11 protein-coding genes are annotated in these 12,631 nt (G+C 69.3%); 3 read left to right on the top strand and 8 right to left on the bottom strand.

What is annotated here, in order from left to right:
• The first annotated feature begins 7 nt into the window (after positions 1-7).
• Together cysK and epsC are read left to right on the top strand one after the other, a co-directional pair.
• Positions 8-946: a cysteine synthase A gene (cysK, locus tag ACFY9N_RS06600; protein ID WP_391477571.1), complete on the top strand. Its 939-nt coding sequence runs from the start codon at positions 8-10 to the stop codon at positions 944-946.
• 10 nt (positions 947-956) lie between these two features.
• Positions 957-1,520, top strand: coding sequence for a serine O-acetyltransferase EpsC (epsC, locus tag ACFY9N_RS06595; RefSeq protein WP_391477570.1), 564 nt, complete (start codon positions 957-959; stop codon positions 1,518-1,520).
• A gap of 6 nt (positions 1,521-1,526) precedes the next feature.
• Here the strand turns inward: epsC and ACFY9N_RS06590 are convergent, their stop codons facing one another.
• From ACFY9N_RS06590 to lysA, 6 genes are all read right to left on the bottom strand, one after another.
• Entirely contained in the window at positions 1,527-1,946 is a 420-nt protein-coding gene (locus ACFY9N_RS06590; RefSeq protein ID WP_391477569.1) for a hypothetical protein, read from the bottom strand.
• A 31-nt stretch (positions 1,947-1,977) separates the two neighbouring features.
• Complete coding sequence (prfA, locus tag ACFY9N_RS06585) at positions 1,978-3,057, bottom strand: peptide chain release factor 1 (RefSeq protein WP_391477568.1); 1,080 nt, start codon at positions 3,055-3,057, stop codon at positions 1,978-1,980.
• Between the two features lie 11 nt (positions 3,058-3,068).
• Complete coding sequence (gene rho / locus ACFY9N_RS06580; RefSeq protein WP_391477567.1) at positions 3,069-5,003, bottom strand: transcription termination factor Rho; 1,935 nt, start codon at positions 5,001-5,003, stop codon at positions 3,069-3,071.
• Positions 5,004-5,171: 168 nt separating this feature from the next.
• Positions 5,172-6,107 (bottom strand): homoserine kinase, encoded by a 936-nt coding sequence (gene thrB / locus ACFY9N_RS06575; protein ID WP_391477565.1) that lies wholly within the window; start codon positions 6,105-6,107, stop codon positions 5,172-5,174.
• Positions 6,104-7,408, bottom strand: coding sequence for a homoserine dehydrogenase (locus tag ACFY9N_RS06570; protein WP_391477564.1), 1,305 nt, complete (start codon positions 7,406-7,408; stop codon positions 6,104-6,106). Before ACFY9N_RS06570 ends, thrB begins: the two co-directional genes overlap by 4 nt.
• Before the next feature lie 21 nt (positions 7,409-7,429).
• Positions 7,430-8,848: a diaminopimelate decarboxylase gene (gene lysA / locus ACFY9N_RS06565; RefSeq protein WP_391477562.1), complete on the bottom strand. Its 1,419-nt coding sequence runs from the start codon at positions 8,846-8,848 to the stop codon at positions 7,430-7,432.
• Positions 8,849-8,998: 150 nt separating this feature from the next.
• Between lysA and ACFY9N_RS06560 the strand changes: the two genes are divergently transcribed.
• Positions 8,999-10,033: a YihY/virulence factor BrkB family protein gene (locus ACFY9N_RS06560; RefSeq protein WP_391477561.1), complete on the top strand. Its 1,035-nt coding sequence runs from the start codon at positions 8,999-9,001 to the stop codon at positions 10,031-10,033.
• 1 nt (position 10,034) lies between these two features.
• Here ACFY9N_RS06560 and ACFY9N_RS06555 read toward each other — a convergent pair whose 3' ends face one another.
• The gene (locus tag ACFY9N_RS06555; protein WP_391477560.1) at positions 10,035-10,901 is read right to left on the bottom strand and encodes a DUF2993 domain-containing protein; all 867 of its coding nucleotides are present in this window, start codon (positions 10,899-10,901) and stop codon (positions 10,035-10,037) included.
• 41 nt (positions 10,902-10,942) lie between these two features.
• Positions 10,943-12,607, bottom strand: a complete 1,665-nt coding sequence (argS, locus tag ACFY9N_RS06550) for an arginine--tRNA ligase (protein ID WP_391477558.1) — start codon at positions 12,605-12,607, stop codon at positions 10,943-10,945.
• Positions 12,608-12,631: the final 24 nt, after the last annotated feature.

Below are 12,631 nucleotides of genomic sequence, written 5' to 3'. Positions count from 1 at the left end.
CTCCTCCATGCCCGGCATCCACTCCGACATCACGACCGCGTTCGGCAACACTCCGCTGGTCCGTCTGAACCGCGTGACCGAAGGCGCAGGCGCCACCGTCCTCGCGAAGCTCGAGTACTACAACCCGGCCTCCAGCGTGAAGGACCGCATCGGCATCGCGATGATCAATGCGGCCGAGGCATCCGGTGAGCTGAAGCCGGGCGGAACAATCGTCGAGTCGACGAGCGGCAACACGGGCATCGCGCTGGCGATGGTCGGTGCAGCACGCGGCTACAAGGTGATCCTGACGATGCCCGCCTCGATGTCGAAGGAGCGCCGAGTGCTCCTCAAGGCCTTCGGCGCCGAGATCGTGCTCACCGACCCCACCAAGGGCATGAGCGGCGCGATCGAGGTCACGAATCAGATCGTCGCCGACACGCCCGGTGCGGTCTGGGTGCGCCAGTTCGAGAACGCCGCCAACCCGCAGATCCACCGAGAGACCACCGCGCAGGAGATCCTCCGTGACACCGACGGCGACGTCGACATCTTCATCGCCGGCGTCGGCACCGGTGGCACGGTGACGGGCACGGGCCAGGCGCTGAAGGCTGCCAAGCCCGACGTACAAGTCATCGCCGTCGAGCCGAAGGACTCCCCCGTGCTCAGCGAAGGGCACCCCGGGCCGCACAAGATCCAGGGCATCGGGCCGAACTTCGTGCCCGCGATCCTCGACCGCGATGTGATCGACGAGGTCATCCCCGTCGAGTTCGACGACGCCATCCGCACGGCTCGCGACCTCGCCGCACGCGAGGGCCTGCTGGTCGGCATGTCGTGCGGCGCCGCCACCTGGGCCGCGCTGCAGGTTGCTGCGCGCCCGGAGAACGCGGGGAAGAAGATCGTCGTCATCCTCCCCGACACCGGCGAGCGTTACCTGTCGACCGCGCTGTTCGAAGACCTGCGCGAGGACTGACGACCACCGCATGATCGGTCGAATGCGCGAGGACATCGCCGCAGCACGGCTGCGCGACCCCGCGGCCCGGAACGCCGCGGAGGTCGCGTTGCTGTACCCCGGGCTCCACGCCATCTGGGCGCACCGCGTCTCGCACGCCCTGTGGCGCCGGCGGCTGCGGTTCCTCGCGCGCGCCAACTCGCAGCTCGCCCGGTGGTTCACGGGGATCGAGATCCATCCGGGGGCACGGATCGGCCGCCGCTTCTTCATCGATCACGGCATGGGCGTCGTGATCGGCGAGACCTCGGAGATCGGCGATGACGTGATGCTCTATCACGGGGTCACGCTCGGCGGACGCTCGCGCAGCATCGGCAAGCGCCACCCCACGCTCGGTGACGGCGTCGCCGTCGGAGCGGGTGCGAAGATCCTCGGTCCGGTGACGATCGGGGCGCGCTCCGTCGTCGGAGCGAACGCCGTCGTCACTCGTGATGCACCGGCCGACAGCGTTCTCGTCGGAGTTCCGGCCAAGCCGCGTCAGCGCTCCAGCGGTGAGGACACCCGAGCGCTCCTGACCGTGCCGGACTACTCGATCTGAACCCGCTCAGCGTGCGCGACGATCGCGTTTCTCGCGCGCGTCGCCGACACGGCGCTTGAGGAAGATCAACGGCAGCAGTACCGTGCCCAGCGCCGTGATGAGCCAGACGATCACCGCGCCGAGCAACCAGCCTGTCACGTCGACGATCCGCAGACCCCCGATCGGGAGCAGCACGACGATGATCAGCGCGACCAGCGTCGAGAAGATGCCGATGCCTCCGAGCAGCACCGGTGCATAACGGTCGGCGATCTTGCTGATCCACGGCGAGAGGATGCTCTGCAGCAGCGCGAAGATCAGGATGCAGAGCACGAAGCCCCACCACTTCGACCACTCGATCTGGAACCCGTCGAGCAGGAGATCGGCCACGATCAGCCCGAGTCCCGCCGACACGATGTAGATGAGGGTGCGGAAGAAGAATGCGATCACGCGCCGAGCCTAGCGCCCCGCGGGCGCGGGATCAGGACTCGGTGCCGACGGCGGCGAGCCGCGCCTCTTCGTCGGTCGTGATCGCCGATTCGATGATCGGCCCGAGCGCGCCGTCCATCACCTGATCGAGGTTGTACGCCTTGAAGCCCGTGCGGTGATCCGCGATCCGGTTCTCGGGGAAGTTGTACGTGCGGATGCGCTCGGAGCGGTCCATGCCGCGGATCTGCGACCGTCGAGCGTCGGATGCCGCGGCGTCGAGCTCTTCCTGCTGCTTCGCGAGCAGCCTCGCCCGGAGCACGCGCATGCCCGCCTCGCGGTTCTGCAGCTGCGACTTCTCGTTCTGCATGGAGACGACGATCCCGGTCGGGACGTGCGTGATGCGCACCGCGGAGTCGGTCGTGTTGACCGACTGACCACCCGGCCCCGAAGACCGGAAGACGTCGATCTTGAGATCGTTCTGATTGATCTCGATCTCGTCCGGCTCGTCGACCTCGGGGAACACGAGCACACCGGTGGTCGAGGTGTGGATGCGCCCCTGCGACTCGGTCGCCGGCACGCGCTGCACGCGGTGCACGCCGCCCTCGTACTTGAGGTGCGCCCAGACGCCCTGTGCCGGGTCGGTCGAAGAGCCCTTGATCGCGACCTGGACGTCCTTGTAGCCGCCGAGGTCCGACTCGTTGCGCTCGAGCAGCTCGGTCTTCCAGCCCATCGACGCGGCGTACTGCACGTACATGCGCAGCAGATCGGCGGCGAAGAGCGCGCTCTCGGCGCCGCCCTCCCCCGCCTTGATCTCCATGATCACATCGCGTGCGTCATCCGGGTCGCGCGGGATGAGGAGTCGCCGCAGCTTCTCCTGAGCGTTCTGCAGTCCCGCCTCGAGCCCGGGGACCTCCGCCGCGAACGCGTCGTCCTCACGGGCGAGTTCGCGCGCGGCATCCAGGTCGTCGGATGCCGCGACCCACGCCTCGTGCGCCGCGACGATCCGCGACAGCTCGGCGTAGCGACGGTTCACGCGCTTCGCGCGCGCGGCATCGGCGTGCACCGCCGGGTCGGAGAGTTCCTCCTGCACCCGGCGGTGTTCGTCGATGAGAGCCTGGACGGACTCGAACACGGACGCTCCGCTCAGCGGATGTTGTTGTCGTGCGAGCCTGAGGGCAGGGTCGGGATCGACTTCTGCATCTGCACCAGGAACTCGACGTTCGACTGCGTCTCCTTGAGCTTGCCGAGCACGACCTCGAGGGCCTGCTGGGTGTCGAGGCCCGCGAGGGCACGACGTAGCTTCCAGGTGATCTTGACCTCGTCGGAGGAGAGCAGCATCTCTTCGCGACGCGTGCTCGACGCGTTGACGTCGACGGCCGGGAAGATGCGCTTGTCGGCGAGCGCGCGCGACAGTCGCAGTTCGCTGTTGCCGGTGCCCTTGAACTCCTCGAAGATGACCTCGTCCATCTTGGATCCGGTCTCGACGAGAGCGGTCGCGAGGATCGTGAGCGATCCACCGTTCTCGATGTTACGGGCGGCACCGAAGAAGCGCTTGGGCGGGTAGAGCGCCGAGGCGTCGACACCACCGGTCAGCACACGACCCGAGGCCGGAGCCGCGAGGTTGTACGCACGGCCGAGGCGGGTGATCGAGTCGAGGAGCACGACCACGTCGCGTCCGAGCTCGACGAGGCGCTTGGCGCGCTCGATCGCGAGCTCGGCGACCGTGGTGTGGTCTTCGGCCGGACGGTCGAAGGTCGAGGCGATGACCTCGCCCTTGACCGTGCGCTCCATGTCGGTGACCTCTTCGGGGCGCTCGTCGACGAGCACGACCATGAGGTGGACCTCGGGGTTGTTCTGCGCGATCGCGTTCGCGATCTGCTGCAGGACGATCGTCTTACCGGCCTTCGGCGGTGCGACGATCAGGCCGCGCTGACCCTTGCCGATCGGCGCGACGAGGTCGATGATGCGCTGCGTGAGCTTCTCGGGAGCGGTCTCGAGACGCAGACGCTCCTGCGGGTAGAGCGGCGTGAGCTTGCCGAACTCGACACGCGTGGCCGCATCGTCGATGGACAGGCCGTTGATCGAGTCGACCTTGACCAGGGCGTTGTACTTCTGCCGCCCCTGCTGCTCGCCCTCGCGGGGCTGCTTGATCGATCCGACGACGGCATCGCCCTTGCGCAGGTTGTACTTCTTGACCTGTCCGAGGGAGACGTAGACGTCGCTGGGGCCGGCGAGGTAGCCGGTGGTGCGGACGAAAGCGTAGTTGTCGAGCACGTCGAGGATGCCGGCGACCGGGATCAGGACGTCGTCCTCGCCGATCTCGGTGTCGAACTCGTCGGTCTGAGCGTTGCCGCGACGCTTGTTGCGCTGACGGTTGCGGCCGGTGCCGCCCTGCTCGTCGTCTCCGGCGGGCTGAGCCTGCTGCTCCTGCGCGGCGCCCGAGCCGTTCTGACCGCGTCCGCGGTTACGGCTGCGGTTGCGGCTGCGGCCACGGCCGCTCGGCTCGTCGCCACTGTCTCCGCCGTCCGCGGCGTTGTCCGCGGCGGGAGCGTTGTCGGCGGGAGCGGACTCCGCTGCGGGAGCCTCGGCGGCCGGAGCATCCGATTCCGCCACCTTCTTGGGCGCGCGGCGACCGCGGCCCGTCGTCTTCGGGGCGGCCTCGGCGGAAGCTTCCGGAGCTGCGGCGTCGGTGGACTTATCCGCAGGCTTCTCGTCGCTCTTCTCGGCGGCGGACTTCGCCGGCGCGGCCTTCTCGGCCGACTTCTCGGCGGGAGCGTCGCCTGCCGAATCGGCGGCGGGCGCCTCGGCATCCGCCTTCTTGGCGCGGCTGCGGCGCGGTGCCTTGGCCTTCGGAGCAGCCTCGGCTGCGTCGCCTGCGGCCTCGGCCGGAGCCGTGTCGGCGGCCGGAGCGGCCTCCGCCGCCTTCTCGGCCTTCGCCGCGGCGGTCGCCGTCGTCGCACGTCGCGGTGCGCGCTTGCGGGCGGGTGCCGTCTCGGCGGATGCGTCGGAGCCGGCGGCCGCCGGAGCATCGACGACCGGAGCGGCCTGGTCGTTCTGGGTCTCGGAGAAGTTCTCCACGAGTACTCCCTCTATTTCTCGGGGGTAGTGAGCGGTCCACACGCGCAACGGGTGCTGCGCGCGTTCGCACGGGCTGACGCTCGGCGCCAGCCGGCCTGGGCACTTGTGCCGTGAGGTTGGACGTGCGGGTCTTGCAAGAGTTGCAATGGGGCCAGATTCACGAAGACGTTACGTGGAGCCCTCCGCTCGATCCCCCACTGTACCACCACGTACATCGACGGCGAGCAGGAGGGATTCCCACGGAGTGTCGGTCACGCGTCCGGCGAGTTCGACCGCGTCCTGACGACTTCCCGGTCCGTCCGCGAGCACCAGCACGCTGGGTCCCGCACCCGACACCACGGCTGCGAACCCCGCGGCGCGGAGCGCCTGCACCAGACGCTGCGTCTCGGGCATCGCCTCGGCGCGGTAGTCCTGGTGGAGCCGGTCGGCGGTCGCGTCGAGGAGCAACTCTGGACTCTGCGTCAGCGCCGCGATGAGCAGCGCCGAACGCGACACGTTGAACACGGCGTCCGCGGTCGACACCTGGGGCGGCTGCAGAGAGCGCGCCTGCGACGTCGACATCGTGTAGGCCGGCACGAGCACGAGGGGCGAGACGCCCCGGTGCACGAGGAGCTTCTTGTGCTGCGCGCCGCGCTCGCTCATCCAGGCGATCGTCAGGCCGCCGAACAGGGCGGGCGCGACGTTGTCGGGGTGGCCCTCGAGCTCGGTCGCGAGTCGCAGCAGGTCGGAGTCGCCGATCTCGACGTCTCCGGCGAGCAGACCCTTCGCGATCAGCACACCCGCGACGACGGCGGCACCGGACGATCCGAGGCCCCGGCCGTGCGGCACACCGTTCTCGGCGACGATCCGAAGCCCCGGCATCTCCCGCCCGGCGTCGGCGTAGACGTGCGCGACCGTGCGCACGATCAGGTTCGACTCGTCGCGCGGGATCTCCTCGGCGCCGGAGCCAGACACCTCGATGTCGAGATCACCCGCCGGAAGCTCGGTGACGACGAGCGAATCGTAAACGCTGAGTGCGAGGCCGAGGGTGTCGAACCCCGGGCCGAGGTTCGCGCTCGTGGCGGGAACGCGGACCTCGATCGTGCGCCCTTCCGCCACCGTCACTCGCCTTCCACGCGCAGCACCGACACGACGCGCTCGACGACCGAGCTGTCGGCGAGTGCCGCCACCGCCGCGCTGAGCGACTGCTCGGCTGCCCGGTGCGTACCGATGATGAGGCGAGCGGTGGTCTCCTCGTCGCCCTCGACCGTCTGGACGATCGTGGCGACCGAGACTCCGCCGTCGCTCAGGAGTCCGGCGACCGTGGCGAGCACGCCAGGGGCGTCCGCCACTTCGAGGGTGACCTGGTAGCGGGTCGTGACGTGCCCGATGGGCACGACGGGCAGGTTCGCGCGCGTCGACTCGCCCACGCCCACGCCACCGGCGATGTGGCGACGAGCGGCGGAGACGACGTCGCCGAGCACGGCCGATGCCGTCTGCACTCCACCCGCTCCCGCGCCGTAGAACATCAGGGATCCGGCGGCCTCGGCCTCGACGAACACCGCGTTGTTGGCCCCGTGCACCGAAGCCAGCGGGTGCGAGTGCGGCACCAGCGCCGGGTACACACGCACAGAGATCGACTCGGTGCCGTCGACGTCGAGGCGCTCGCACACAGCGAGGAGCTTGATCACGAAGCCGGCGGCGCGCGCCTCTTCGATCATCGATGCCGTGACGGTGGTGATGCCCTCGCGGTGGACGGCGTCGAGCGGCACCGCCGTGTGGAAGGCGAGACTCGCGAGGATCGCGGCCTTCTGCGCCGCGTCGTAGCCCTCGACATCGGCCGTGGGGTCGGCCTCCGCGTACCCGAGTCGCTGCGCGTCGGCGAGGACGTCGGCGAAGTCGGCACCCTCGGTGTCCATGCGGTCGAGGATGTAGTTCGTCGTGCCGTTCACGATGCCCATGATGCGCACGATGCGGTCGCCGGCGAGCGAGTCGCGCAGCGGACGGATGATCGGGATGGCGCCGGCCGCCGCGGCCTCGTAGTGCACCGAGGCACCGACGCGGTCGGCGGCCTCGAAGAGCTCGGGGCCGTGCGTGGCGAGGAGCGCCTTGTTGGCCGTGACCACATCGGCGCCCGAACCGATCGCCTGCAGGATGCTCGTGCGCGCAGGCTCGATGCCGCCCATGAGCTCGATCACGATGTCGGATCCGAGGATCAACGACTCGGCATCCGTAGTGAAGAGCTCTCGGGGAAGGTCGACGTCGCGCGGCGCATCGACATCGCGCACCGCGATGCCGGCGAGCTCCAGCGAGGCGCCCGCGCGGTCGGCGAGCTCGTCGCCGTGACGCAGCAGGAGGTCGGCGACCTGGGATCCGACCGCTCCGGCGCCGAGAAGCGCCACTCGAAGTCGTCGGTACTCAGCCATTGTTGCTCCTTCGGAGGTGGGTCATTTCTCTCCCTCGGGGGCGTTCGCCCCGTCGATGCCCGCGTCACGGGAGAGCAGATCGTCGATGGTCTCACCGCGGACGATGACCCTCGAGCGACCGTCGCGCACGGCGACGACCGGCGGACGCGGAACATGGTTGTAGTTGCTCGACAGAGACACGCAGTACGCGCCCGTGGTCGGCACGGCGAGCAGGTCGCCCGGCACCAGGTCGGCGGGCAGGTACTCGTGATCGACGACGATGTCGCCGGACTCGCAGTGCTTGCCGACCACGCGGCTGAGTTGCGGGGCACCGATGCCCACGCGCGAGGCGATGCGCGCGGAGTACTGAGCGCCGTACAGCGCGGGACGGGCGTTGTCGCTCATACCGCCGTCGACGCTGACATAGCGCCGGACCGCACCGGAGTCGATCGTGACGTCCTTGGTGGTGCCGACCTCGTAGATCGTGACGCCCGCGGTTCCGACGATCGCGCGGCCGGGCTCGAACGAGAGCGCGGGCACCGGGATGCCGCGCGCGGCGCATCCCTCGGCGACGGACGACACGATCTCACCGGCGAGGACGTCGATCGGGGTGGGGTCGTCGGTGCGCACGTACGCGATGCCGAAGCCACCGCCCAGGTTCATCTGGGGAACGGGGCCGCCCTCGAGCAGCGCCGCGTGCAGTTCGAGCACGCGCGAGGCGGACTCGCGGAAGCCCGCGACGCCGAAGATCTGCGAGCCGATGTGGCAGTGCAGACCCACGAAGTCGAGGCCGGGGATCTCACGGATCCGCGCGACGGCGGCCTCCGCCTCCACGAGCGGGAATCCGAACTTCTGGTCCTCGTGCGCGGTGGCGAGGAAGTCGTGGGTCTCGGCGTGCACGCCGCTGATCACCCGCACGAGCACCCGCTGCACGGCATCCACGCGCGCCGTGATCGCAGCGAGGCGCTCGATCTCGATGGCACTGTCGACGATGATGCTGCCCACGCCGACCTCGACCGCTCGCTCGAGCTCGCGCGTCGACTTGTTGTTGCCATGGAAGCCGATGGATGCCGGAGCGACTCCGGCCGCCAGCGCGACCTCGAGCTCTCCCCCGGTGCACACGTCGACGCGGAGCCCCTCGTCGACGACCCAGCGTGCGACGGTGGCGCTCAGGAACGCCTTGCCGGCGTAGTACACCTGCGCGACGGTCCCGTGCTCGGACGCCGCCTGGTCGAACGCCCGGCGGAACTCCCGCGCACGGGTGCGCACCTCGTCCTCGTCGAGCACGAGGAGCGGGGTGCCGTAGGAGCGGGCGAGGGTTGCGGCATCCACGCCGGCGAGGGTCAGGACGCCGTCGGCGTCTCGGGCGGCACGCTCGGGCCACACCCCGATCGCGAGGTCATTCGCGTCATCGGGAACGGCGAGCCACTCGGGCGCGAGCGAATCGGCAGCGGGAAGCAAAGGACACCAATCGTGGAGCGGAACTCGGGCGGGAAGCGCACGACGAGACTGACCCCGATTCTAGGGCAACGCGGATGCCGCCCTAGCCATGGTGACGCGCGTCCCGCAACCCCTGTGACGACAGCCGCCGCCTGCTCCTAGGGTGAGAGCGTGGAAGCTCCGTCGAAGCCCGAAACCCCTGCCCGCCCCGGGCCGATTCCTCGCGCCGTCGCCGCCGTCACGCGGTGGGCGCTGATCCGCAAACCCGTGCGCGCGTTCCTGCTCTACAGCGAGCGACGCGGCGCCATGCTCGCGGACAGCATCACCTACCGCGCGCTGTTCAGCGTGTTCGCGGGCGTGCTCCTGGGATTCTCGATCGCCGCGCTCTGGCTGGCCGGGAACCCGCAGGCGTGGGATGCGATCATCGACGCCGTGCAATCGGTCGTCCCGGGTCTGATCGGCTCCGACGGAGTGATCGATCCGGCCGATCTGCAGCAGCCGGTCTCGCTCTCGCTCGCGGGCGCGATCTCGACCGTCGCGTTGATCGGCGCGGCGCTGGGAGCGGTCGGTTCCCTCCGCACGGCCGTCCGTGTGATCGCCGGCACAGCGCAGAGCGACATCCTCTTCATCTGGGTGATGCTCCGCAATCTCGCCCTCGCGATCGGCATCGGCGTATCGTTCGTCGCCGCTGCCTTCCTGACGATCGCCGGACGAGTCGGGGTGGAGTGGTTCAGCGGCCTTCTCGGCCTCCCCGCAGATTCGCCCCTCGCTACCTGGGGCGTGCGGATCCTGTCGCTGATCGTCGTCTTCGCGCTGAACACCGGCCTGTTGATCGCGGTCTTCCTGCTGCTCTCCGGCGTCAAGCCCGCCGCGCGATCGTTGTGGAGCGGGGCGCTGCTCGGAGCGGTCGGTCTGCTGGTTCTGCAGGAGCTCTCGTCGCTGTTCGTCGGCGGAGCGACCAGCAACCCGCTGCTCGCGTCGTTCGCGTCGCTGTTGGCCCTGCTGATCTGGCTGAACCTGTCGGCTCAGGTGATGCTGATCGCCTGCGCCTACATCGTGACCGGCGAGGAGGAGGTGCAGGATCGGGTGCGCGCCCGCTTCGGCGCGACCAGTTTCCCTCAGCGCCGCGTGCAGCGCGCCGAGATCGGCGTGAAGATCGCGACCGACGAGCTGCGCGAGGCGCAGAAGGCAGCGAAGGACGCCTGAGTCACGCCGCCGGGCAGGTGCCCTTCTCGAGCAGGCTCTCGTCGGTGACGATCGCTCCGTCGACGTCGATGTCGATCACGGCGACGGAGCCATCGATCTCGAGTCCCGTGAGGGTGAGCCCCGCCGGGAGCTGATCGGCGATGCAGATCCGCTGCGGTCGGGTGAGGTCCGCGCCGATGGCACCGAGGTTGGAGCCGACCTGAGCGGCATCGATCTCGACCCCGCCGACGCTGAGCGACACGGGCGTGAGTTCGAGATCGCCCTCGATCGCTCCGGGGGTGAGGGTGAGCGAGATCGGAACCGCCAACCCGAGAACGGTGATCGATCCGCTGACGGTGGCGTTCGGCTCATCGAGGGTGACCGTGTCGACGGGCAGATCGGTGGTCGACAGCAGTGACGTGAACTGATCCTCGTCGATGCGAATCGTGCCCGACGCGCTCGTGAGATCACCGCCGCGCAGAGGCACCCCCGTCGCGGTCACGTCGACCGCCCCGGTGATCCCCTCGAGGGTGACCGCGTCGGTCGACAGGTGCAGGCTGTCGAGACGGCCCGCGATCAGCTGGGGCAGCAGGATGCCGCCGGCATCGACCTCGAGCTGCTGATCGCCCGGGAGGTCCAACTGCTCGATGACGATCGAGCGCACGACTCCGGGAAGCACCGCCCGCGCGACGAACTCGGCCGCGACCACGAGCGCCGCGAGCACGACGACGATGACCAGCACCACCCACGGCCACCGCCGACGACGACGGGCAGATGCGATGCCGCCATCGGTGCCGGCATCGTCGGCGGTGCCGTCGCCCGGAATCACGAGCGTCGGATGCTCAGCATCCGGCTCCGGGTACGGCAGTGTGCGGTTGTCATCGCTCATGCGGCCATCCTGCCCTACGTCGGTGATGCGAACGGGAGGGGTTACATGCGCTCCGGTGCGGAGACACCCAGCAGGTCGAGTCCGTTGCGGAACACCTGGCCGGCGGCGTCGTTGAGCCAGAGGCGCGTGCGGTGCACGCTCTCGATCGGGTCGTCGCCCTGCGGGATCACGCGGCAGTTGTCGTACCAGCGGTGGTACAGACCGGCGAGCTCTTCGAGGTAGCGCGCGACGCGGTGCGGCTCGCGCACCTCGGCGGCGAACGCCACGATGCGCGGGAACTCCTGGAGTGCACCGAGCAGCGCGGCCTCGGACTCGTGGATCAGCGTCTCGGGCGCGAACTCCGAGCGGTCGACACCCGAATCGTTCGCGTTCCGGCTGACGTTGTGCGTGCGGGCGTGCGCGTACTGCACGTAGAAGACGGGGTTGTCGTTCGTGCGCTTCTGCAGCAGTTCGGGGTCGAGGTCGAGCGGCGAGTCGGCCGGCGAGCGCTCGAGCGAGTAACGCAACGCGTCTACGCCGAGCCACTCGAGCAGGTCGTCCATCTCGATGATGTTGCCCGCGCGCTTGCTGAGGCGGGCGCCGTTGATCGACACCATCTGCCCGATGAGCACCTGGACGTTACGCTCCGGGTCCTCGCCCGCGGCACCCGCGACCGCCTTGAGGCGGTGCACGTACCCGTGGTGGTCGGCACCGAGAAGGTAGATCTTGTTCTCGAACCCGCGGTCGCCCTTGTTCAGGTAGTACGCGGCATCCGCGGCGAAGTAGGTGTACTCGCCGTTGGAACGACGGATCACGCGATCCTTGTCGTCGCCGAAGTCGGTGGTGCGCACCCAGACGGCACCGTCCTCGTCGAAGACGTGGCCCTGCTCGCGCAGACGCTCGACAGCCTGATCGATCAGGCTGGTGCCCGACGCGTCCTTCGCGTGCAGGGTGCGCTCCGAGAACCACACGTCGAACGGCACGTTGAAGCGGTCGAGCGAGCTCTTGATCTCGGCGAGCTGATACTCGTATCCGAGGTCGCCCGCGACCGCGAGCTGCTGCTCGTCCGTGAGTTCGAGCAGATCCGGGCGCGCCTCGAGGATGCGGCCGGCGAGCGTCGTGATGTACTCCCCCGGGTACCCGCCCTCGGGGGTCGGCTCGCCCTTCGCGGCGGCGACCAAGGACGAAGCGAAGCGGTCCATCTGGGCACCCGCGTCGTTGATGTAGTACTCGCGCACCGCGTGCGCGCCGCTGGCCAGGAGCAGCCGCACGATCGCATCGCCGAGCGCCGCCCAACGGGTGTGCGCGATGTGCAGCGGTCCGGTCGGGTTCGCCGAGACGAACTCGACGTTCACGCTCACGCCCTGCTGGGAGGTGTTCGTGCCGTAGGAGACGCCGGCGTCGACGATCGTCTTCGCCAGTGCGCCCGCGGCCGCGGCTTCGAGACGGATGTTGATGAATCCGGGACCGGCGACCTCCGCGCTGGCGATGCCGTCGACGGAGACCAGGCCGTCGGCGATCTGCTGCGCGAGCTCCCGCGGGTTCGTGCCGAAAGGCTTGGCGAGGCGCATCGCGATGTTCGAGGCCCAATCGCCGTGGTCGCGGTTGCGCGGGCGCTCCAGGACGATGTCGGATGCCGACAGCCCGAGCGGTTCGCCGGGGCGTCGCTCGTCCGCGATCGGAGCGAGGACGGCGAGGAGGGCTTCGGCGAGCGTTTCAGGATTCATAGACCATCAAGTTTACGGCTCTGA

The organism is Microbacterium sp. NPDC008134, assembly GCF_042957055.1.
GTDB lineage: Bacteria > Actinomycetota > Actinomycetes > Actinomycetales > Microbacteriaceae > Microbacterium.
The sequence above is the reverse complement of the archived record's forward strand: the minus strand, read 5'-3'. Positions and strand labels throughout refer to the sequence as shown.

Coding starts and splice junctions, on each gene's coding strand:
- cysK (WP_391477571.1), top strand. CDS start 8: ATGCCCGGCATCCACTCCGACATCACGACCGCGTTCGGCAACACTCCG.
- epsC (WP_391477570.1), top strand. CDS start 957: ATGATCGGTCGAATGCGCGAGGACATCGCCGCAGCACGGCTGCGCGAC.
- ACFY9N_RS06570 (WP_391477564.1), bottom strand. CDS start 7,408: ATGGCTGAGTACCGACGACTTCGAGTGGCGCTTCTCGGCGCCGGAGCG.
- ACFY9N_RS06555 (WP_391477560.1), bottom strand. CDS start 10,901: ATGAGCGATGACAACCGCACACTGCCGTACCCGGAGCCGGATGCTGAG.
- argS (WP_391477558.1), bottom strand. CDS start 12,607: ATGAATCCTGAAACGCTCGCCGAAGCCCTCCTCGCCGTCCTCGCTCCG.